At 46.3% G+C, this 22,612-nt stretch carries 14 protein-coding genes and 3 pseudogenes; 7 read left to right on the plus strand and 10 right to left on the minus strand.

The window, feature by feature from the left end; all coding sequences use genetic code 11:
- Positions 1–8: 8 nt before the first annotated feature.
- Both clpA and clpS read right to left on the minus strand, forming a co-directional pair.
- Positions 9–2,309: an ATP-dependent Clp protease ATP-binding subunit ClpA gene (gene clpA, locus A2F46_RS09995; protein WP_066569993.1), complete on the minus strand. Its 2,301-nt coding sequence runs from the start codon at positions 2,307–2,309 to the stop codon at positions 9–11.
- Between the two features lie 152 nt (positions 2,310–2,461).
- A complete protein-coding gene (gene clpS, locus A2F46_RS10000; protein ID WP_066570020.1) occupies positions 2,462–2,773 on the minus strand; it encodes an ATP-dependent Clp protease adapter ClpS in 312 nt (103 codons plus the stop codon).
- Positions 2,774–2,999: 226 nt separating this feature from the next.
- On the opposite strand from clpS, the gene A2F46_RS10005 reads away from it, so the two are divergent.
- Positions 3,000–3,203, plus strand: a complete 204-nt coding sequence (locus A2F46_RS10005; RefSeq protein WP_066569995.1) for a cold-shock protein — start codon at positions 3,000–3,002, stop codon at positions 3,201–3,203.
- Positions 3,204–3,430: 227 nt separating this feature from the next.
- Here A2F46_RS10005 and A2F46_RS12340 read toward each other — a convergent pair whose 3' ends face one another.
- Positions 3,431–3,586 carry a hypothetical protein gene (locus tag A2F46_RS12340; RefSeq protein ID WP_156471620.1) on the minus strand — a complete coding sequence of 52 codons (156 nt, stop codon included), beginning with the start codon at positions 3,584–3,586 and terminating at the stop codon, positions 3,431–3,433.
- A gap of 433 nt (positions 3,587–4,019) precedes the next feature.
- Here A2F46_RS12340 and A2F46_RS10015 point away from each other — a divergent pair, with 433 nt between their 5' ends.
- On the plus strand, positions 4,020–5,207 hold the full coding sequence (locus A2F46_RS10015; protein WP_066569997.1) for a PilT/PilU family type 4a pilus ATPase: 1,188 nt from the start codon (positions 4,020–4,022) through the stop codon (positions 5,205–5,207).
- A gap of 70 nt (positions 5,208–5,277) precedes the next feature.
- Here the strand turns inward: A2F46_RS10015 and A2F46_RS10020 are convergent, their stop codons facing one another.
- From A2F46_RS10020 to gltX, 4 genes are all read right to left on the minus strand, one after another.
- Complete coding sequence (locus A2F46_RS10020) at positions 5,278–6,273, minus strand: isopenicillin N synthase family oxygenase (protein WP_156471621.1); 996 nt, start codon at positions 6,271–6,273, stop codon at positions 5,278–5,280.
- Positions 6,274–6,409: 136 nt separating this feature from the next.
- The gene (locus A2F46_RS10025) at positions 6,410–8,071 is read right to left on the minus strand and encodes an AMP-binding protein (RefSeq protein WP_066569998.1); all 1,662 of its coding nucleotides are present in this window, start codon (positions 8,069–8,071) and stop codon (positions 6,410–6,412) included.
- A gap of 116 nt (positions 8,072–8,187) precedes the next feature.
- Positions 8,188–9,294: a tRNA 2-thiouridine(34) synthase MnmA gene (gene mnmA, locus A2F46_RS10030; protein ID WP_066570006.1), complete on the minus strand. Its 1,107-nt coding sequence runs from the start codon at positions 9,292–9,294 to the stop codon at positions 8,188–8,190.
- A gap of 175 nt (positions 9,295–9,469) precedes the next feature.
- On the minus strand, positions 9,470–10,864 hold the full coding sequence (gene gltX / locus A2F46_RS10035; RefSeq protein ID WP_066570008.1) for a glutamate--tRNA ligase: 1,395 nt from the start codon (positions 10,862–10,864) through the stop codon (positions 9,470–9,472).
- A 122-nt stretch (positions 10,865–10,986) separates the two neighbouring features.
- On the opposite strand from gltX, the pseudogene A2F46_RS10040 reads away from it, so the two are divergent.
- From A2F46_RS10040 to A2F46_RS10060, 5 genes and pseudogenes are all read left to right on the plus strand, one after another.
- Positions 10,987–12,041 (plus strand): annotated as a pseudogene (locus A2F46_RS10040) (asparaginase).
- A gap of 528 nt (positions 12,042–12,569) precedes the next feature.
- Positions 12,570–13,780: pseudogene (gene gabT / locus A2F46_RS10045) on the plus strand (4-aminobutyrate--2-oxoglutarate transaminase).
- A gap of 75 nt (positions 13,781–13,855) precedes the next feature.
- Complete coding sequence (gabD, locus tag A2F46_RS10050) at positions 13,856–15,319, plus strand: NADP-dependent succinate-semialdehyde dehydrogenase (RefSeq protein WP_066570010.1); 1,464 nt, start codon at positions 13,856–13,858, stop codon at positions 15,317–15,319.
- Between the two features lie 144 nt (positions 15,320–15,463).
- Positions 15,464–16,858, plus strand: coding sequence for an amino acid permease (locus A2F46_RS10055; RefSeq protein WP_255358765.1), 1,395 nt, complete (start codon positions 15,464–15,466; stop codon positions 16,856–16,858).
- 317 nt (positions 16,859–17,175) lie between these two features.
- Complete coding sequence (locus A2F46_RS10060; protein ID WP_066570014.1) at positions 17,176–18,159, plus strand: zinc-dependent alcohol dehydrogenase family protein; 984 nt, start codon at positions 17,176–17,178, stop codon at positions 18,157–18,159.
- Between the two features lie 237 nt (positions 18,160–18,396).
- Here A2F46_RS10060 and A2F46_RS10065 read toward each other — a convergent pair whose 3' ends face one another.
- The 3 genes and pseudogenes from A2F46_RS10065 to A2F46_RS12345 form a co-directional block, all read right to left on the minus strand.
- Complete coding sequence (locus tag A2F46_RS10065) at positions 18,397–19,227, minus strand: OmpA family protein (protein WP_066570024.1); 831 nt, start codon at positions 19,225–19,227, stop codon at positions 18,397–18,399.
- A 61-nt stretch (positions 19,228–19,288) separates the two neighbouring features.
- The gene (locus A2F46_RS10070) at positions 19,289–21,394 is read right to left on the minus strand and encodes a YadA family autotransporter adhesin (RefSeq protein ID WP_066570016.1); all 2,106 of its coding nucleotides are present in this window, start codon (positions 21,392–21,394) and stop codon (positions 19,289–19,291) included.
- A gap of 26 nt (positions 21,395–21,420) precedes the next feature.
- Positions 21,421–22,612: pseudogene (locus A2F46_RS12345) on the minus strand (hypothetical protein); the annotation flags it as partial.

Genomic DNA, 22,612 nt, shown 5'->3' on the forward strand with positions numbered 1-22,612 from the left:
ACTGATTGTCAATGCGCGTCTGCAGTTTCGATTTTTCGTTTGCTGCGCTTTTTTGATGATGGAAACACCAGCACCACCTCATCTTTATCCGCAACATAATCAATGAGGACATCCCCACCCGCACTGAGGCGACCAAATAACAACTCATCCGCCAATAATGTGCGAATGCGATCTTGAATCAAGCGATTCATGGGGCGGGCACCCATGGCGGGGTCAAACCCTGTTTTGGCCAAAAACATACGCAACGCCGGGGTGAATTCCACCACCACTTGCCGAGCCAATAGCTGCTGCTCCAAAGCCATTAGGAATTTATCGACCACGCGTTCAATCACTTGCTCGTCCAGCGGTTCGAAAGCCACCACTGCATCCAATCGATTACGAAACTCTGGGGTAAAGGTTTTTTTGATAACCCCGAGACTGTCCGCGCCTTCTCGCTGGCCCGTAAAGCCCAAATTGGGTTTGGCCAACTCGGACGCACCGGCATTGGTTGTCATGATGATAATCACATTGCGAAAATCTGCACTGCGACCATTATTATCGGTAAGCGTGCCATGATCCATGACTTGCAACAGCACATTATAGATATCAGGATGGGCTTTTTCGATCTCATCCAAAAGCAACACACAAAATGGCTGTTTGCCAATGGCCTCGGTAAGCAAACCACCTTGCTCAAAGCCCACATATCCTGGTGGCGCGCCGATCAGACGAGATACAGCATGGGATTCCATATATTCCGACATATCGAAGCGTTGTAACGGTACACCCAGAGATGCTGCCAACTGCTTGGCCACCTCTGTTTTACCCACACCGGTAGGGCCTGCAAACAAAAAACTACCTATGGGTTTATCAGCCTGATTTAAACCAGAGCGCGCCATTTTCACCGCAGCCACCAATGCATCAATGGCCTTATCCTGACCAAACACCACATTTTTCAAATCTCGTGCCAAGTAGCGCAAAATTTGTTTATCATCATGGGATACAGTTTTTTCTGGGATACGCGCAACCTTAGCCACAATGGCTTCAATTTCGCTTTTACCAATGGTCTTGCGCTGCTTGGATTTGGGTAAGGTTTTTTGCGCGGCTGCGGCCTCATCCATGACATCAATGGCTTTATCAGGCAAAAATCGCTCATTAATATAACGAGCCGACAACTCGGCCGCAGCCGTCAAAGCATCATGCGTATACCGCACTTGGTGAAATTGTTCAAAAGCCGGTTTCAACCCATTCAAGATGGCTACTGTTTCCGAGATAGTCGGCTCAATCACGTCAATTTTTTGAAAGCGCCGGCTCAAAGCATGGTCTTTATCAAAAATAGTCCGATACTCGCTGTAGGTAGTTGCACCTATACAACGCAAAGTCCCCTTGGCCAAAGCTGGCTTCAGCAAATTAGATGCATCCATCGTGCCACCAGAAACACTGCCCGCACCAATGATGGTATGTATTTCATCTACAAACAACACGGCCTTATTCAGCGCACTTAATTCTTTGATAACGGCCTTCATGCGCGCTTCAAAATCACCACGGTATTTGGTCCCCGCCAGCAAGGCCCCCATATCCAGAGAAAATACCACTGATCCTTTAAGCACATCAGGCACTTTGTCATGCACCAGTCGATGAGCCAATCCTTCAGCCAGCGCGGTTTTACCCACACCGGCCTCGCCCACCAGTAAAGGATTATTCTTCCGGCGCCGGCATAGTGTTTGCACCATACGTTGCATTTCATCTGCACGCCCGATCAATGGATCAATTCGCCCAGCCAAGACTTCCCGGTTTAAATTAATGGTGTATTGATCCAGGGCACTGGCTTGATTTTTTGCGTGCCCACTGTTTTCATTAGCCGAATCAGAGGATCGAGACGGTGCTTCTTCAATTTTTAATGCGCCGTGGGCAATATAACGCAACACATCCAAACGCCCTACCGATTGCAAATCTAAGAAATATACTGCATGACTGTCTTTCTCAGACATCAATGCCACTAACACGTCTAAAGGCAATACCTCATCTTTATCGGCAGCCTGAACATGTACCATCGCCCGCTGCAATACCCGCTGGAAACCCATGGTTGGTTGTGTTTCCACTTTTGCCAATTCGCTTTCAGGCAACGTTGGCGTGTTGTCTGTGATACTGCTCATCAGTTGTTCGCTGAGCAAAGGATAATCGACGCCCATTGCTTTTAATACCTCAGCCACATCATCACTTTGCTCCATTAACGCCAGTAGCAAATGCTCGATGCCAATAAACTCATGCCGCCGAGCGCGCGCATCAGCATAAGCATATTGTAAAATTTTTTCCAATTGAGCCGAAATCATGATTGGCCTCCTGCCCTAATGGCATGATGAGTGGGGATACAGTGGCTATATTGGCACCTTTATGGCGCATTCAAGTTATGATGAACCAATTCCCTAGAATAGCCTGAATTAAAGAAAACAATGATTGGTTCCACAACTGAAGATTAAGTTGTTTATGCCAGTTCTACCACACACATCAAAGGATATCCAGCCTCTTGTGCACTGCGCAAGACTTGTTGGCATTTTGTGTCTGCAATATCTTTTTGGTATATCCCGCACAGTCCTTTGCCTGTTTGATGCACCAAGAGCATTACGGCCATGGCCCGGGTGTGTGGCAAATGAAAAATCTCCGTCAGCACATCCACGACAAAATCCATGGGAGTATAGTCATCATTAAGCAACAACACGGCATAGCGCCGCGGTGGCGTTAACTGTTGCTCGGCAATTTGTGTAGATTCTGTTTGTCGCGTGGGTAAAGCAGTCATGAAACGCTTTCGATGATGGGGGTCTGTGTGTTTTTTGGTAAACAAGTAGGTAATTTTATCATTTTTTTCTCACACTGCTTGACGTTCATCTTGAACCTATGTAAAAAGACTAAAGCAAGTCAGGCATTGACCGCTTAACAAGGGATTGGTTATATAACCCAAACTTTTGAGAAGCTGCCATGCCGCTTCGCAGTTTTTTTATTATGTTTTTAGTATAGGAAGTTTCATGGCAACTGGTATTGTTAAGTGGTTTAACGACGCTAAAGGTTTTGGTTTCATTACTCCGGATGAAGGTGGTGAAGATTTGTTCGCTCACTTCTCTGCGATCAACATGAATGGTTTCAAAACCTTAAAAGAAGGTCAACGCGTTTCTTTTGACGTAACCACCGGCCCTAAAGGCAAACAAGCGTCAAACATTCAAGCTGCATAACATTTAACCGGTTGTCCGGTTAAACGCTTCGGCATCAATGGCAGGTTTACCTGCCATTTATTATGCCCATCTGTTTTGTTTTTAGAACATTTTCTCGTTCATTCTTAAGTTTGATGGCCATACCAAAGGCATAGTCCATATATTCTGTAGTGTGGCTAACATATCGCATGGCCTCTGTATCAAGACCAAGCAATCAGTACCTCAGAAAAATTTTCCACTCATCGAACCTAGCGACGCCTTTTCGGACTTAACGGCGTATTTTGCTCTACTTGCCAGATGGCTCTTAAGCCAGAGTCTCCAAGTGGGGTTTGTCCACGCAAGCCGATAAAAGAACCATGGTCAACCAAGCCTGTTGGCATGACTGCACGATCTGATGCTGCCATCTTACTAGAGGCCTGCATATCTGTGTGTGTGACTGCCATACCAGCTTTAATCTCCCCATAAAGCTGACATCAGCCCACGCACCGCCAGCTAACATCCAGCCCAAACAAAACAGTAAATACCTCATTACCATTCTCCAATCGTATTGTTGCTCATATTAACGTCTAAACCACCATTTTGTTAGGCGTTTACCGAGTTTAACTACCCAATTAATTTAATAAATCTGCACCATCTATGCTCAATTATTATCTTGGTATGAGAATTTTGTTACTTGGCCAAGCTTATTTATATCTTATAGAAGCGAATGGGCTGCCTGAATATTAAATTAATAACTAGAGATAACCTACATGCCACTGGGATTGCGTTTTTTAAAGCATTATAATGGCGGGCTAATCCAAATTGATTACTCATTTTAATATTAATAAGGTATGCTCTATGAGCAATTTCCACTCTTTAGAAGATACACGCAAACTCATTCATTCATTATTGCAATACATGGTCAGAAATAAAGGCTCAGATCTATTTATCACCGCCGGTTTTCCACCCGCCATGAAGCTCAATGGTCAAGTCACTAAAATTACGGATAAACCATTAACCGCGGAGCACACTGCCCTCATCGCTAAAGCGCTGATGAACGATAAACAAGCCAAAGAATTTGCTGAATGCAATGAATCCAATTTTGCCATTAGCTTGGCCGGTGTTTCTCGCTTCCGTATTAATGCCATGATCCAACGGGGTGCAACAGCTTTGGTCTGCCGAGTCATCACCAGCGATATCCCTCAATTTGAAACATTGAACTTACCGAAGGTTCTGCAAAAAGTAATCATGGCAAAACGCGGATTGGTTATTTTTGTGGGCGGAACTGGCTCTGGTAAATCAACATCCATGGCATCGTTGATTGACTACCGCAATGAGCATTCATTTGGTCACATCATCACCATTGAAGACCCCATTGAATTTGTGCACCAACATAAAAACTGCATCATTACACAGCGTGAAGTCGGCGTTGATACCGAAAATTGGTTTGCAGCACTGAAAAATACCTTGCGTCAAGCACCTGATGTGATATTAATTGGCGAAATTCGTGATCAAGAAACCATGGAATATGCTTTGTCATTTGCAGAGACCGGCCATCTGTGTTTGGCCACGCTCCACGCCAACAGTGCTAATCAGGCCCTAGATCGCATTGTTAATTTTTTTCCAGAAGATAGGCATGCGCAATTATTTGCAGACTTATCATTGAATTTAAAGAGTTTCATTTCACAAAGACTGATACCCCAAAAAGATGGAAATGGACGTGTAGCGGCCGTGGAAATTTTACTCAATTCACCGTTAGTGGCTGACTTAATTGCCAAAGGTGAAACTGCCGCGGTAAAAGAAATCATGGCGAAATCACACGATATCGGCATGCAAACCTTTGACCAATCGTTGTTCAATTTATATGAAGCGGGCGCCATCAGTTATGAAGAAGCCTTGAAAAACGCGGATTCTATTAATGATTTACGGCTAAATATCCAATTAAACGGCCAGAAACACCCACACCAAAATGATGATTTGGCTTTAAATCAACTGTCTATTGTTGATTTAGATGAGCCCGATGCAGCTCAATCTCCATCTTTATGATCATTCCAAATGAACAATTTCATTATGACTTTCGAGTACATGGCAAGGGCATTCAGAATCGATGCACTTATTATGATTGGCTCGAATAATGACGTTTAGCCACTTGCGGATGTGCTCGCAAACGGCTTTTAAAAGAATTGGCACCTAGGTTTTCAAACATAGGATTGGCGGGGTCGGCTTCCGGCCCTAAAGCCAAGGCAGCGTACGAAGCAGGCAAACTCAATAAATGTACTTTGCTGTCCAAATTGGGTGCCAAAAAATAGCAAATAGAATAACGATCCTCACCAGAATGTGGTGCCACTACTCGATGCACATTGGCCCGTAAATAGCCATTGGTGGCCAATTCTAGAATCTCACCGATATTGATCACGAAAGAGTCTGGTACATACGGCACATCTACCCAGCCGGTATCGGTTTCTACTTGCAAACCGCCCACCTTGTCTTGCCAAAGTAATGTCAAGATATCGGTGTCTTTATGTGCACCAACACCCTGTGTATCGGCTTCAGCACTGGCAGTAGGATAACGCACCAGTTTCAATAAATGCACCGGCGGATCAGCAATCAAATCATCTAAAGCATGCTCATCTTGACCCAATGCCACCAAGAAGGCACGCAATAAGCGAATGGCCACCGCGCGCATGGTCTGCTGGTAGTACAAAATGGTGGGCTTGAATTCAGGCAACCCTTCGGGCCATAAATTGGGGCCTTGTAATTGCAGCCACGGTTTATCGCTTGGCCGATTAGGCCACAGCGGCAGTTCAGCACCAATATCAATTTGTTCGCGGCCATCAGGCTTTGCTTGTGTGTACTCTTCTTTCGGTCCGGTGTAACCCCGAAAATGGGGCGAATAAAGCATATTGATTTGCTGTTTTTGCGTCAATGGCTGCTCAAAAAATGCTTTACCTTGTTGCAATACAGTTTGGATTTGTGCATTCGGCACGCCATGGCCAACCAGATAAAAAAAACCAATATTGCGCGCCACTTCACGAAGATGTGCATAAAATTCGGCCCGTTCTTGCGGCCGATCCAACTTCGCTAAATCAATAATAGGCAAAGCATTCATCATTCATCTCTTTAATCTGACTCCCAGAAATTATAACGGCCTTAAACGCCGCCATTCAGAATACTTGGCACTATGTATCAACTTCCTGGCTATAAGCATCAAAAAAGGCAGCCTTAAGGCTGCCTGAAAAGAAAAAACATTACTGTGTTCGCAGCTCTTTGCGCAAAATTTTGCCTACATTGGATTTCGGCAATTCATCCCGGAACTCAATATCTTTAGGCACTTTATAGCCTGTCAATTCTTTGCGGCAGTAGGCAATAATGTCTTCTTTAGTGATTTTGGGGTCTTTTTTCACCACAAACAACTTAATCGCCTCCCCAGATTTCTCACTGGGCACACCAATACACGCCACTTCCAAAATTCCCGGCATGGCAGCCACCACATCTTCAATCTCATTCGGATACACATTGAATCCAGACACCACAATCATGTCTTTTTTGCGGTCAACTAAACGCACAAAGCCTTGTTCATTGATTTCCGCAATATCGCCTGTGGCCAAAAATCCTCTGTTATCAATCGCTTTAGCGGTCTCATCTGGCCGCTGCCAATAACCCTTCATCACCTGAGGGCCTTGTATCCATAATTCGCCCACTTCATTGATGCCCAAGACCTTACCCTCGCCATCTCGAATCTCAATATCAGTATTGGGAATAGGCAAGCCGATGGTGCCTGTATATTCTTTGATGTTCAGAGGATTGACACAAGCACCCGGGCTGGTTTCTGTTAAACCATAGGCTTCAATCAATGGAATCCCTGTGACTTTTTTCCATTCCAATGCCACTGCTTTTTGCACAGCCATGCCACCGCCCAATGCGATTTTCCAAGAAGAAAAATCAATGCTGGAAAAATCTTTATTGTGTATCAATGCATTGAATAAAGTATTCACGCCAGTGATGACCGTTACTCGATTATTTTTCAATTCTTTCACAAACCCCGGGATATCACGCGGATTGGTGATGAGAATATTTTTGGCACCATGCTTGGTGAAGATCATCAGGTTTACAGTCAGTGAAAAAATATGGTACAGCGGCAAGGCAGTAATCACTACTTCTTCGCCATCTTTGACTTTAGACTTTACCCACTCTCCCGCCTGCTGCATGTTGGCAACGATATTTCCATGGGTAAGCTCTGCGCCTTTGGCCACACCAGTGGTGCCACCGGTGTATTGCAGAAAAGCCAAATCATCTAAAGTTAATGGAATTTCTTGAAATGGCTGTTGCCTGCCAGCAGACAACGCCTGTTTAAAACTGACAGCCTGTGGTATCCGATATTCGGGTACCATTTTCTTGATCCGACGCACCACAAAATTCACGATGCCGCCTTTAAGCCAGCCCAACATATCACCGATACTGCCCACAATCACATTTTTGACACCGGTGCGGGGTAAAACCAGTTCCAAGGTATTGGCAAAGTTTTCCAGCACCACAATTGTTGAAACTTGGGCATCATTAAGTTGGTGTTCCAATTCACGCGGGGTGTATAAAGGATTGACATTCACCACCACACAGCCAGCCTGCAAAATACCAAAAACCGCCACGGGGTATTGCAATACATTTGGCATCATCACTGCCACGCGCTCCCCTTTATTCAGCTTCAACACATTTTGCAAATAGGATGAAAATGCATTCACATGATCATTTGTCTCCGCATACGTTTGACCAACCCCCATATTGGTAAAGCCTTGTTGGTGGCCAAACTTGCGTACCGTGTCTTTAAATACGGCGATGATGGAAGAATAAGCGCGTACATCCACTTCAGCTCGAACGCCAGGCTCGTAACTTTGTAGCCAAATTTTTTCCATTGTATTTCTCCTTTGTTGATGTTCTGCGTCCATATTCTGGCCGCCGCAGCGCAAGCTTTGTTTTCAACCTCTTTGCTTGGCTCCACACAAAATCAGTGGTTGTTTCAGGCAACCCGTTAATCAATACAAATGCTGTGGCTATCAGTGTCTTCAATCACACCGCCACCCAAACACACATCCCCATCATACAGCACCGCTGATTGCCCCGGTGTCACTGCCCATTGTGGTGCCTCAAACACCAATTCCGCGCGGCCATCCGACAAGTAATGCAATTGTGCAGGGGCATCCGCCATTCGATAGCGGGTTTTCACCCCATAACGACCTTCCCGTGGTTGTTCTGGCAATGTAAAACTCAAATCATGCATGGTTAGCTGTGTACTGTACATCGACGGATGATCATGGCCCTGCACCACCAAAAGCGTATTACTGCCTAAATTTTTACCTGCAACAAACCAAGGTTCGCCAGCACCACCAATACCCAAACCCTTGCGCTGCCCCAAGGTATAATACATAAGCCCTTCATGCTGCCCCATTAACTTGCCTTCAGGCGTGACCATCGGCCCCGGATTGGTGGGCAAATAGCGCTGCAAAAATTGCCGAAAAGGGCGCTCGCCGATAAAGCAAATACCGGTACTGTCTTTTTTGGTTGCTGTAGGCAGCTTAGCAGCCAAGGCCAATGCACGCACTTGTGGTTTTTCCAGCTCCCCAAGAGGAAAAATGGCGTGCTGCAATTGGTGCGGTTGCAAGCGGTATAGGAAATAACTCTGGTCTTTATTGCCGTCTAAACCCTTCAGCAGATAATGAGCGCCATCTCGAATTTCTTTCCGAGCATAATGCCCTGTGGCAATCACATCAGCCCCTTCTTTTAAGGCATGATCCAAAAAACATTTAAATTTGATTTCCGCATTGCACAGTACGTCTGGATTTGGGGTGCGCCCTGCTTGATATTCTTGTAAAAAATAAGCGAATACTTTGTCTTTGTATTGATGTGCGAAATTAACGATATCAATGTCCATATCCAAAATATCGGCCACTGCCATTGCATCCAATGAATCTTGCTTGATTGAGCAAAACTCATTGTCGTTATCATCTTCCCAGTTTTGCATGAAAATACCACGCACCTGATGCCCGCCTTGTTTAAGCAGATATGCAGTCACCGAAGAATCAACTCCCCCAGACATGCCCACCACAATGTGCTGTGTTGCTTCCGCTGCTGTATTCATTCAAATTCATCCAATATATGATTGATTTTGCCACACCCACCATCAATTGCCCTAATAATAATTAGAGTTGCTATTCATTTTGCAAAATCACAACGCAATCAAAATCATTCTTCAACAAAAACAAACAAAGGCTGCCTGAAATATTCAGGCAGCCCATCGTCACAGGCATTCAATCTCAAAGACTGCGAATACGCCGCATCACTTCGGCGCGGCCCATCAATGCCAAAACCGCATCAATTGATGGGGTTTTACCCGTTCCGCAGACAGCCAGACGCAAAGGCATACCCAATTTGCCCATTTTAATGTCTTCGGCTTCGCAGAAAGGCGCAAACAATGCATGAATACTTTCCGCATCCCAATGATTCAAGCCCTCCAAACAATCAGCAAAGCGCTGCATGCGTGCTGGTGCTTCTGCATCCCAATGCTTGGCCAACTCTTTTTCGGTGGGTGTGGCTTTTGCATAAAAATAAATGCATTCATCAGCCAATTGATTGAGATCCTGCACTCGCTCTTTCACCAATGCAATAACATCGGCTAAGTTAGGTTGATTGTCCAAAACCGCAATGCCACGCTCACTTAGCCGCGGGCGCACCAACTCAGCCAATTTAACATTGTTGCTGGATTTTATATGCTGGGCATTAAGCCACAACAATTTTTCCTGGTTAAAACGGCTAGCCGATGGACTTACATCTTTTAAATCAAACCATTCAACAAACTCAGCCATGGTGAAAAATTCTTCGTCACCATGCCCCCAACCTAAGCGCGCCAAATAATTCAACAAAGCTTCCGGTAAGATACCTTGGCGATCATAATCCACCACACTGACCGCATCGCGCCGTTTACTCATTTTGGCACCCTTGTCATTCAAAATCATGGGCAAGTGCGCATATTGTGGCAAAGTGGCGCCCATGGCTTTGAGAATATTGATTTGTTTGGGGGTGTTGTTGACGTGATCATCGCCACGAATGACTTGGGTGATGCCCATGTCAAAGTCGTCGACCACCACACAAAAATTATAAGTGGGGGTTCCATCGGCGCGGGCCAAGATCAAATCATCCAAATCATGATTGGCTATGGCAATGCGCCCTTTGACCAAATCTTCCCACGCGGTTTCGCCTTCCAATGGCATTTTAAAGCGCACCACTGGCTGAACGCCTACAGGAACATTAGGCAAGCGTTTGCCAGCTTCAGGTCGCCAGCGGCGGTCATACCAAAAATGCTCGCCGACGGCTTCTGCCGCCCGACGCATCGCATCCAATTCTTCTTTTGAAGTGTAATCGTAATATGCATGACCAGAAGCCAACAATTGTTGCAGCACTTCTGCGTAACGATCAAATCGCTTCGTTTGATAAAACGGGCCTTCATCGTAATCCAAACCCACCCAATTCATGCCATCCAGAATGGCCTGCACCGACTCCTCGGTGGAGCGCGCCAAATCGGTGTCTTCAATACGCAAAATAAATTTACCGCCCTTTTTTTTGGCATAAGCCCAAGAAAATAAAGCAGTGCGGACGCCACCAATATGCAAATAGCCGGTGGGACTGGGGGCAAAACGGGTACGAACAACCATGAGGCTTCACTCGCTCAAACAAAGGCAAAGGCGCTATTGTACGCGTATGGCTGCCTGAAAAAAACCCTACCGCCTGTGCTATGCTAGAAACCTATTTCTCATAAGCAGCAATCTAACAACACATGGCCACCACGCCCAAAATCGGTATTTTATACACTGGCGGCACCATTGGTATGGCGCCCACGGCACAAGGCTTGGCGCCATCAGCCAATTTAGCAGCACTGGCAGCGCCTTACCTACTCGATTGCCAAGTAGAATGGCATATCTACACGCCATTGATTGATTCTTCCGCCGTCAACTTGCACCATTGGCAAGACTGGCTCACTTGGGTTGCGGAACATCTGGATGCGTACGATGGCCTACTGATACTGCATGGCACCGATACCATGGCCTACACAGCCAATATATTGGCTTTGGCTCAACCAAATTTGACCAAGCCCATTGTCTTGACTGGTGCACAATGGCCATTGCAACAAGCACACAGCGATGCGCCACTGAATTTGCAAACGGCTTTGGCTGCACTCACCTTACCCGGTTTCCACCAAGTAGCCATCGCTTTTCACGGCCAGCTTTGGCGTGCTGTGGGCAGCAGCAAAGTCAGCACCGAATCAATCGACGGCTTTGCCACACCTCATTTCCCTTCACTGGGAAAATGGCAACCTGAAAACAAATGGTCACATCTCAAACTCCATACTCTGCCCGCACCAGATGATCAGATGCAAAAGCAACCGAATACCTCAAGCATCATTCAAGAAAATGTGCGCATTCACAGCTTTGTATTCACCCCAGGTGCCAATATCGACATGATCACCACCGTGCTCACACAGCAACCAGCTGATGGTGTCGTGCTGCAAACTTATGGTCATGGCAATGTGCCTACGCATCCAGGCCTAATGAAAGCCATTCAGGCAGCCACCCATCAGGCACGCCCATACTCAACATCAGTCAAGTGCCACAGGGATGCACTGCGGCCGTGTATGCTCAAGGCCATGCTTTACTGGGTGCTGGCGTCATCAATGGGGGTAAATGCAATTTGGAAACGGCAACAGCCTTATTGACGCTTGCTGCCAGCAATCATTGGTCCTCCGAAAACATTGAAGCCACCTTACGCTTTTGGCAACTCCTTCCCCCGCAATCATCACCATGTAATCAACCCCAGTCTGATTTGCCTCATTAAAAAACACATTTATTTAGTGGCGCTAACCAACCAAATAATATTTTGGACAACTTCCCCCACAGTAGACGCATCTGAATTAGAAAGCCTTACCGTGCACTATCTGAATCACAACCAACATAAACGCTGACTTAACAGCGCCAAGATCAAACTTCTTTGCTTAAAAATCCCTTTTTAAGCAAAAATTTTACTCAAGTTCATATTCAATTATTGAAACAAAAACACAGTCAAGGTTTAAAAATAGGCATTTCTACTTGCCAAGTTCCACAATGCGAAACAAAATCATCTGATTTTACGATGTTTAATTGACACGATTTCGGCAAACCCGTAACTTTCACCTACCCAATAGCCATTACCCAAAGTCATGGTTGGCTTCTATCGTTTAAGGACAATGACACAACCTACGCGCCTTTTCATCGGCTTCGGTTGTAGCCATTCCAGTATATTGTTTTTAAGGAGATATTTGAGATGAGTGAAAACAGCAAAGTGCGTTCCCGCCAGCTGGCTGCAGCGCCTCGTGGTGTGGGCTTGATGTGTGATTTTTATATTGATCACGCCAAAAATGCCGAAATTTGGGACACGGATGGCAACCGTTACATCGATTTCGCGGGTGGTATCGGAGTGCTGAACACAGGTCATCTGCACCCGAAAGTGCAAGCAGCCGTAGCCGACCAGCTGCAAAAGTTCTCACATACTTGTTTTAATGTGGTGCCTTATGAACTGTATGCGCAGGTAGCGGAAAAAATCAATGCACGCGCACCCATTGATGGCGACAAGCGCACCATGTTTGTGTCTGCCGGTGCTGAAGCCGTTGAAAATGCCGTAAAAATTGCCCGCGCATACACCAAACGCCGCGGGGTAATTGCTTTTAACGGCGCTTTCCATGGCCGCACCAATTTAACCATGGGTCTAACAGGCAAAGTGTTGCCTTACAAAGTGGATTTTGGCCCGTTCCCAGGCGATATCATCCACGCACCTTATCCAAATGCATTGCGCGGCGTCAGCGTAGAAGATGCATTGGCGGGTATGGAACAAATTTTCAAATGTCACATTGCCGCCAGCGATGTGGCCGCCATTATCATTGAAGTCATTCAAGGTGAAGGCGGTTTCAACATTACTCCCAATGAATTCCTACAGGCACTGCGTAAAATTGCCGACGACAATGGCATTGTGCTGATTTTTGACGAAGTACAATCTGGCTTTGCTCGCACGGGCAAACTCTTTGCCACTGAATACACGCCAGTTCGGCCAGACTTGATTACCATTGCCAAATCCTTGGCTGGTGGCTTCCCATTATCGGGTGTAGTGGCAAAGCCGACATCATGAATGCGCCAGTAGTGGGCGGTTTGGGTGGCACCTATGCAGGCAGCCCCATTGGCTTGGCCGCCGCCAACGCCGTGATTGATGTGATTGAAGAAGAAAATCTGTGTGCACGCTCTGTGGCACTGGGCGAGAAATTGACACGACGTTTTGAAAACCTGAAAACCGACATCCCGGCCATTCGTGAAGTTCGTGGTTATGGTTCTATGGTGGCGGTTGAATTCACTAAGCCTGGCACTAACCAACCAGATGCTGAACTACCCAAAAAAGCGCAGGCACTGGCCTTAGAAAAAGGGTTGATTATTCTGACTTGCGGTACCTACTACAACGTCATTCGTTTCCTATACCCATTAACCATTGAAGACACCGTTTTTGATGAGGCTTTGGACATTCTCGAAGCATCCTTACGCGCGGCACAATAAGGCCTTTAGGCTGCCTGAAATCTTTCAGGCAGCCTTTTCAAATGATTGAATTGATTCCACACCGAGGCAAAATCCATGCAATTACCATTAAAAGACCCCAGCCTATTCAAAACCGAATGCTACATCAATGGCCAATGGCTACCCGCAGATTCGGGCGAAGTGATTGCGGTAACCAATCCAGCTAATGGCGAGCGCCTTGCCGATGTACCCAAAATGGGCACCGCCGAAGCCGAGCGCGCTGTAGCAGCGGCTCAAGCCGCATTAAAAAACTGGCAAGCAAAATCAGCCAAAGAACGCAGCAATTTACTGCGCCGCTGGTTTGACCTGATGATGGACAACCAAGAAGATTTGGGCAAAATTCTCACCCTAGAACAAGGTAAACCTTTGGCTGAAGCCAAAGGCGAAATTGCCTACGGTGCCTCTTATCTAGAATGGTATGCTGAAGAAGGCAAACGCATTTATGGCGATACCATTCCAGCACCATCAGCCGACAAACGCATCATGGTCATCAAACAGCCTATTGGGGTGTGCGCCGCGATTACACCATGGAACTTCCCCAATGCCATGATTACACGCAAAGCAGCGCCTGCACTGGCTGCGGGTTGCACTTTTGTGATTCGTCCCGCTTCGCAAACGCCGTTTTCTGCATTGGCGATTGCTGAATTAGCCCATCGCGCCGGCATCCCTGCTGGTGTATTCAATGTGATTACCGGTAGCTCTGCTGAAATTGGCAAAGTGCTAACTGAAGATGATCGCGTCAAAAAATTCAGTTTCACCGGATCGACTGAAGTCGGTCGCAAGTTGATTGCCCAGTGTGCCAACACGGTAAAAAAAGTATCCATGGAGTTGGGCGGCAATGCGCCGTTTATCGTATTCAATGATGCAGATTTGGACGATGCAGTAGAAGGTGCCATGATCTCCAAATTCCGCAATGCCGGTCAAACTTGTGTATGCGCCAATCGATTGTATGTCCAAAGCGGCGTCTACGATGCTTTTGTAGAAAAATTGGCAGCCGCAATCGGCAAACTCAACATTGGCAATGGTTTGGAAGCCGGTGTGACATTTGGCCCATTGATCGACCAAAATGCCGTAGCCAAAGTCAAAGAGCATATTGAAGATGCCGTAGCCAAAGGTGGCGAAATCGTCATAGGCGGTTCAGCTGACAGCCACGGCGATTTATTTTTTAAGCCTACGCTGGTCAAAAATGTGACTCAGTCTATGAAAGTAGCCACGGAAGAAACTTTTGGTCCATTGGCGCCTGTATTCAAATTTGAAGATGAAAATGAAGTAGTGACTTGGGCCAATGACACCGAATTTGGCTTGGCTGCTTACTTCTTTAGCCGCGATATTGGCCGCATTGTGCGGGTTTCTGAAAACTTAGATTACGGCATGGTGGCCGTTAATACGGGGCTGCTATCCAATGAAGCAGCTCCATTTGGCGGCGTCAAACAATCAGGATTGGGCCGTGAAGGGTCTAAATACGGCATTGAAGACTATGTCGAAATTAAATACATTTTACTGGCTGGGCTAAATAAATAGCCATAACAAGTTAGGCAGTCTGATTTTAGGCTGTCTTTTTTATGTTTTATGTTTGTTGTATTTTTAATAAGTAACTATTTAATAATAATATTTTTAGTTGGCTGATTTAAAACCACCTACTTTCATTTTTAGGAGACAGCTATAGTGAGTACACATTCAGAGTTAAAAAGCGGCTTGAAATCACGGCATTTGACCATGATCTCCATCGCTGGTGTCATTGGGGGAGCGCTTTTTATTGGCTCTGGCAGCGTCATTTACAACGCCGGACCCGCTGCAATTTTGGCTTATGCATTGGGCGGTGCCTTGGTCATGCTTATTATGCGTATGCTGGGGGAAATGGCGGTTGCTCAGCCTGACAGTGGTTCTTTCTCTACCTACGCTGATCGCGCTATCGGCCGCTGGGCTGGTTTTACCGTGGGCTGGCTGTATTGGTATTTTTGGGCGTTACTCATGGGCTGGGAAGCCTATGTTGCCGGTAAAATCCTGAATAGCTGGTTTCCCATGGTACCAGTGTGGGGCTACATGCTACTGGTCATTGTGTCTTTGGTCATCGTCAATCTATTGGATGTGAAAAACTATGGTGAGTTTGAGTTTTGGTTCGCCTTGATTAAAGTTGTCGCCATTGTGTTATTCCTGATTATCGGTAGCATGGCTATTTTTCACTTATGGCCATGGGGGGATACAAATGCTGTTGGGGTTACGAATCTGGTTAGTCATGGCTTTATGCCCAATGGCTTTTCTTCCGTCGTCACGGCTTTATTGGGTGTGATGTTTGCCTACATGGGTGCAGAGATTGTCACTGTGGCGGCAGCTGAATCGAAAAACCCAAGCCACGAAATCCGCAAAGCGACCAAATCCGTGGTTTGGCGTATTGTACTGTTTTACGTAGGTTCAATTTTCATCACAGTGTGTTTGATCCCCTATGATAATCCTTTGCTCAAAGACGCTACTTGGGGTACGTACAGCGTCACCTTAACTGCGTTAGGCATTCCAGAAGCACGCCATATCGTTAATTTTGTTGTGTTAACCTCCGTATGCAGCTGTTTTAACTCCGCTTTATACACCTGCTCACGCATGCTGTTTTCTTTATCCAAACGCGGTGACGCTCATCGCGCCATGTCGTTAACCAGCCGTACCAGCAGCCCTTGGGTCGCGGTGTTGGTGTCTAGCCTATTCGCATTGCTGGCTGTCTATCTGACTGCAACCGAAAAAATGGATGTGTATGACGTGTTGATGCTGGCTACTGGTACTGTGGCTTTGTATGTGTACCTAGCTATTGCTTTCTCTCAGTTGCGCATGCGCACCAAACTGGAAGCCCAAGGCAAAAAATTGGGTTTTAAAATGTGGTGCTTTCCTTACCTAACTTACTTGGTGATTGTGCTCATTATTGCTGCCATCGTAACCATGATTTTTGAAGGTACATACAGTAAAGAGGTGATCTATACCAGTATTTTAGCTGCTGTTATTGTGTTGATGGGCATCATCGCCCAAAAATTCAATTTGGGCACCAAGCATAGACAAAACACTGGCGCACAGTAATCTTGTCTACTGCACTAAACGGCCAGGCCATGCCTGGCCGTTTTCACGTTCCGCCTATGCTGAACATTGAACACATTACCCATCTGCCCTTGCAACATAGCCTTCAGGCAACTCTATTCAGCACCTACAAATACGCATCATTTTCTATACATGAAATTGAACGCAGCCACAAAATCGTTATTGGTACCGAGCCAACTGCTTAATTACCTCAACAATTGCGTTACAATGACACCGTACAGTCATTTTCTCAAAGCGACTGAACCAGAACAAAAAAAGCAGTAAACAATCAAGTCGCCATAATCAAACAGGAGCCCATCATGTTTGCCATGCGTTTACATCAGCCAGGGACACCGCTTCGCGGTGAAACCGTACCAGATCCACACCCAAGCGCTGGTGAAATTCGCGTTAAAGTATTGGCTTGCGGAGTATGCCGTACCGATTTACACGTTGTGGATGGCGACCTAGCCCACCCTCATTTGCCCGTTATTCCCGGCCATGAAATTGTCGGAGAAATTGATGCCATCGGCAGCGAAGTTGTTGACTTACACATCGGCCAACGCGTGGGCATCCCGTGGCTAGGACACACATGCGGCAACTGTACTTATTGCCGCCAAGATGAAGAGAATCTTTGCGATCACCCTATTTTTACTGGATACACTCGCGATGGTGGCTATGCCACGTTGGTAGTAGCGGATGCACACTTTGCCTTTCCTTTAAGCACTAAAGCAGATCCAGTTTCCCAAGCGCCGCTGTTGTGTGCAGGCCTAATCGGATGGCGTTCATTGAAAAAAGCCGGCCAAGCGCAAAAAATTGGTTTGTATGGTTTTGGTGCAGCAGCACACATCATCGCTCAAGTATTGGTATGGCAGAAAAAACAGGTTTATGCTTTTACTCGACAGGGAGACACGCAAACACAGGACTTTGCACGCAGCCTAGGTGCTAATTGGGCGGGTGGGTCCAATGATACGCCTCCAGAAGCCTTAGATGCCGCCATTATTTTCGCGCCAGTGGGGACCTTGGTTCCCATAGCATTAAAAGCCTTGCGCAAAGGTGGCCGAGTGGTATGTGCTGGCATCCACATGAGCCAGATTCCAGCTTTTCCTTATGATATTTTGTGGGAAGAACGCGAAATTGTATCGGTGGCCAATCTCACCCGAGAAGATGGCTTGGAATTCTTAGCATTGGCTGGACAAATCAACATACACACCACCACCCACTCCTATCCATTAGCAAAAGCCAATCAGGCTTTAGATGACTTACGCCATGGTCGTTTTGATGGTGCTGCCGTTTTGGTGCCTTAATCATATTGCTACATTTGAATCATATTGCTTTTCATGCCGCTTCATCATCTTACTAAAAATAATTGATTATGCTCGCCAGATGACACCATAACTAAAATAGAAATATGTTTCACAGAATAAACACCATTGATAACCGCTACAATCTGCAATAATTTAATGCCCAATTCCTTCTTAGGGAATTGGGCATTAAAATAAGATCAGCCTACAGAATCATTTTGTCACTGAACTTCAAGCAGCCTATTTCAATGTACCAGAACCATCAACTTCTATTTCCACACGTCGATTGGGTTGCAAACATGCAATCAGCTCGGCTCGATTAGCGGTTGCGGCACATTGTTTTACAGGCTGGCGCTCGCCCAAACCAACGGCGCGGATTTTCCCAGCAGGTAATCCTTGGTTGATCAGGTATTGGCGCACAGTTTCTGCGCGCCGTTGTGATAATCCTTGGTTATACTCATCTGAACCCAAGTAGTCGGTATGCCCCATCACATTAACGGTATTGAGCCGATCAAAGGATTTCAGTTTACGAACCAAATTATCCAAGTCTATCTTACCTTGAGCATTTAAATCATGAGGATTACTTTTATCAAAAGCAAACAACGCATCGGCACTCAACGTATATCGCTGTAATGCAGTTGCAGATGCTTTTGCATCAGGTGGACACACGCCATTTTCTGGATCCACCGCATGCCAGTAAAAACTGCGGGCAAACATATTTTTATCAAACACTACTTTGTACTGACATGTGGTCACATCATCAGTACCCTGACCTGGTGTATGAAAATGAAATAGATAATTCCATTCACGCGGACGCCAACCATCATTGTAGTGAGGACGACCAATCAAATAATATAACTGATCTTTTGTCATGCCACTACGGACTTGGCTCAAGCTCTGCAAATCAGGGAAAGTACCACGTGTTTTATTGAGGGTCACTTGATCCCATTGCTTCCACTTTGCCTCATCTGTAGAGCCATCATCATTAATTTTGGTACCGGTAGCGCAGCCAGCCAAGACCCATGCGGTTAAGCCCAATACAACCCATTTCTTTTTGATTTGGATATTCATCTCATTTATTCCTTTATTTTTTCGGCTCAGGCAGCCCATACAGGCTGCCTGAATCACCTCATTACCATTGGTAGCCAGCACCCACAGAAGCGCCATAATGACCACGGGAGTTACCACTGCCTGTGGCCTTGATTACCCAATTGCCACTATCGGAGATGGTTGAATAACCAACGGCATAGCCTGTTTCACCTTTATAATAGCCGCCACCCACAGACAACATACTCTTGCCGGGTTGATAAGCCTGTGGCAAACCAGCTGTCGCAATGGCTTGCGCCACGCCGGCATTGGCGGTGTTTTCCACATTATCAATGCGGCCATTTAATTGCTGCATATTGCCACCAACATTTTGTATGGCGCGGTTCATCTGGCCCACATTCACGGCATCGGAATCATTCACCCCATCAGCCACATTGGTGATGGTTTTGCTGCCCGCATCCACACCATTGGTGGTTATACTTGGGCCACCTTGAATGGTAACACCGCTGTTGTTCACCGTCGTATTGCCTATGGTTACACTGCCATTGCCGCCTAAATCCAGATTCGGATTCAAAGTGACCTGAACGCCATTGCCGGTTGTGGTGGTTTTGATATTACCGTCACCAGTAATGGCTACGGTATCACCCAATTTCTTGTTCACCGCGCTGCCGCTATCGGCACTGAAGTTCAAACCTTTATCCAATGTTTGATTGATGTTGGTCACACTATTTTCAACGGTGGTTACACGACCATCCAAATTGGTTACATCGCCAGTAATGCTATTGAATTTATTGTCAGTATAATCCTTAGCTCCATCTGCAACTTGTTTGAGTTGATCTTCAGTGGCCGCTTGACCAGAAACAACCTTATTTACATCCCATGTTGTATTAGTCAAGCCATTGATTGTGCCGTCCTTGCCATTGACCGTCACCTGGCCTGCGGTAATTGAACCAGTAGTACCATCAATGGTTACTGCATTATCACCACTACCCATGGTTACTTTATCCGCCAAAGCAACATCGTAATTGGTGCTGCCATTGGCATTAGTAGATTTCGTAACAGTGATGTTCCCATCAGTATTAGATACCGTGCTGGCCGCACCACTAGAAGCTGCTTTCAACTGGCTCACATTCACAGCATCAGTATCCTCAGTACCGGCTTTCACGCCGGTGATTTTTTGATCCCCAGCATAGATTCCTGTCGTTGTGACACTCGGACCGTTTGCAATGGTTAACCCATTGAAATTCAACAATGTATTCCCCATGGTCACGCTGCCAGTGCTGCCCAAATTAATATTTTGAGCCAGTTTAATGGTCAGTTTATCTGTGCCATCGGCTACCACGCCGATGTTGCCATCAGCCAACTTATCTGGATCAGCGCCACCAATAATGTTTACTTTCTGACCTAATTGGCGCGTTACATCGGTACCACTGTCTCCAGCAAAAGTTAACGGTTGAGTTGCAGATGCAGAAACTGCCTTTAACTGACTCACATTCACTGCGTCTGTATCGGCAGAACCAGCTGCCACATTGGTGATACGGCGGTACAAAGTACTGTTACCCACTGAAACCTCGCCAGATGCGACTGCTCCGGCTATGTCATCTAGTTTTCCTGTGGGGCTGTATGCATCAGAGCTTAAATCGGCATCGCCTGCTACTGAAGAAGTGCCCAAAGCCACGCGGTAAGCAGTATCGTTCCGAACCACGGCATTATCACCAATCGCTAAATTGCTGTTTACACGCTCGTTATAGCCACCCGCGCAAACCGGCAAATTTGGGAACAGAGTACATAGGCTATTGGTTGACACGCCATTACCCGCATTCGCACCATTACCAATCGCAACGCCACCATACGATGTGCTGGCGCTAGCACCATACACCGTACCGCCCTTGGTTGCCTGTGCGCCCGAACCAACCGCAGTTGCAATGGTATTGTTATCAGCAGTTGCGACATTCAAATTACTTGCCGTAGCGCCCGAACCAATGGCAATGGAGCTGTTACCCGTGGCCAATGCATTAACACCTGCTGCCAACGCATTAGCACCTGTTGCACCATCATTGTTGTAATTACCACCCACAGCGCCATTATCGTTGACACTGTAGTAATGCGTCTTGCTTTCTGCAACAGAATTAGCTACTGCTTTCAACTGGCTCACATTCACTGCATCATCGGCAGCAGTCCCTGCTGCCACACTGGTAATCTGACGACTGCCAACATCTACAGCAGCATTAGTGGCAACGGTGGCTTCAATAGCCGCCTTATCTCCTGCACTAACCCCAGTGGCACATAACCAATGATCCCTCCTGCCGTATTCGCTATAGAATTGCTGCCCAAAGCCACACCATTAGCAACAGATACTTGGCTATTAGAGCCAAGCGCGACCGCCCCAGTAGCAGCGGAAGTAATGGTCACAGCATTACCTAAAATAAATGCCTCATCAGCATCCACTGTTTGGTTTAGATTGCCGATAGCATACGAATTATTACCCTTCACAATATTGTTATTGCCAATGGCACCAGAACCAGAACCTTTTACATATCCTTGATAGTAACCATCATTAAAGCTGTCTGAAGTACCAATGTAAATACTATTGTTTCCCTGTGCCCAAGCGCCGTTACCAAGGGCAACAGTATCGTTGCCACTAGCTATCGTACCGCTATTGACCGTGTAACTGATAACTTGCCCTGTTGTATTATCATATGCACGAGAAACACCACTATTCCCGCCAATTGCCACCGCACCGGTGCCACTGGCCAAGGAGCCAGCACCTAAAGCGACCGAGCCAGATGAACTGGCTTTAGCATTCTGGCCTACAGCGGTAGCATTGGTTGATGCTGTAGTCTTAGAGCCGAATGCAACGCTACCATCCTTTTCTGCATTAGCTGAAAAACCAACCGAAACCCCATTAAACCCAGCTGCCGAAGCGTTAACGCCTGCAGCCAACGCATTGGCACCTGTTGCGCCATTATTGTTGTAGTTCCCAGCAGCGCTATCTGTACTATTCACGCTGTAAAAATGGGTTTTGCTACCGGCTACCGATTGATCTACGTAGGTTTTATTAACGATGTTATCACCTTCGGTAATGTCACCATTATAGGTAACACTTCCGTCAGTATTGACCACAAAATTATCACCCAGCTTGGTTTCACCAGTGGCGGTTAAGTTCGTGGTGTTCACATTGGTGAATGTGACATCTTTTGCTGTTGAAACTTTGATACCACCTGCGTCAGCAGTCAGTTCTATGTTGTCACCAGTAACAAAGTTGGCTTTGTTGTCAGCTTTATTAAGGGTTTTAACATCTTTACCGTCAATCTGAGTCACGACTGTTTGTAATGCAGTGTCTGCATTAGTCAAACTTTCTTTGGTTGCATCACTCAAATCAACTGCATAATCGGTGACGTTATTGGCG

The sequence above is a fragment of the Snodgrassella sp. CFCC 13594 genome (assembly GCF_001590725.1).
Taxonomy (GTDB): domain Bacteria; phylum Pseudomonadota; class Gammaproteobacteria; order Burkholderiales; family Neisseriaceae; genus Snodgrassella.

Excerpts from the sequence above, each read along its gene's own strand:
- clpA (WP_066569993.1), bottom strand. The coding sequence starts at position 2,309 with ATGATTTCGGCTCAATTGGAAAAAATTTTACAATATGCTTATGCTGAT.
- clpS (WP_066570020.1), bottom strand. The coding sequence starts at position 2,773 with ATGACTGCTTTACCCACGCGACAAACAGAATCTACACAAATTGCCGAG.
- A2F46_RS10005 (WP_066569995.1), top strand. The coding sequence starts at position 3,000 with ATGGCAACTGGTATTGTTAAGTGGTTTAACGACGCTAAAGGTTTTGGT.
- A2F46_RS12340 (WP_156471620.1), bottom strand. The coding sequence starts at position 3,586 with ATGGCAGCATCAGATCGTGCAGTCATGCCAACAGGCTTGGTTGACCAT.
- A2F46_RS10015 (WP_066569997.1), top strand. The coding sequence starts at position 4,020 with ATGAGCAATTTCCACTCTTTAGAAGATACACGCAAACTCATTCATTCA.
- A2F46_RS10020 (WP_156471621.1), bottom strand. The coding sequence starts at position 6,273 with ATGATGAATGCTTTGCCTATTATTGATTTAGCGAAGTTGGATCGGCCG.
- A2F46_RS10025 (WP_066569998.1), bottom strand. The coding sequence starts at position 8,071 with ATGGAAAAAATTTGGCTACAAAGTTACGAGCCTGGCGTTCGAGCTGAA.
- mnmA (WP_066570006.1), bottom strand. The coding sequence starts at position 9,294 with ATGAATACAGCAGCGGAAGCAACACAGCACATTGTGGTGGGCATGTCT.
- gltX (WP_066570008.1), bottom strand. The coding sequence starts at position 10,864 with ATGGTTGTTCGTACCCGTTTTGCCCCCAGTCCCACCGGCTATTTGCAT.
- gabD (WP_066570010.1), top strand. The coding sequence starts at position 13,856 with ATGCAATTACCATTAAAAGACCCCAGCCTATTCAAAACCGAATGCTAC.
- A2F46_RS10060 (WP_066570014.1), top strand. The coding sequence starts at position 17,176 with ATGTTTGCCATGCGTTTACATCAGCCAGGGACACCGCTTCGCGGTGAA.
- A2F46_RS10065 (WP_066570024.1), bottom strand. The coding sequence starts at position 19,227 with ATGAATATCCAAATCAAAAAGAAATGGGTTGTATTGGGCTTAACCGCA.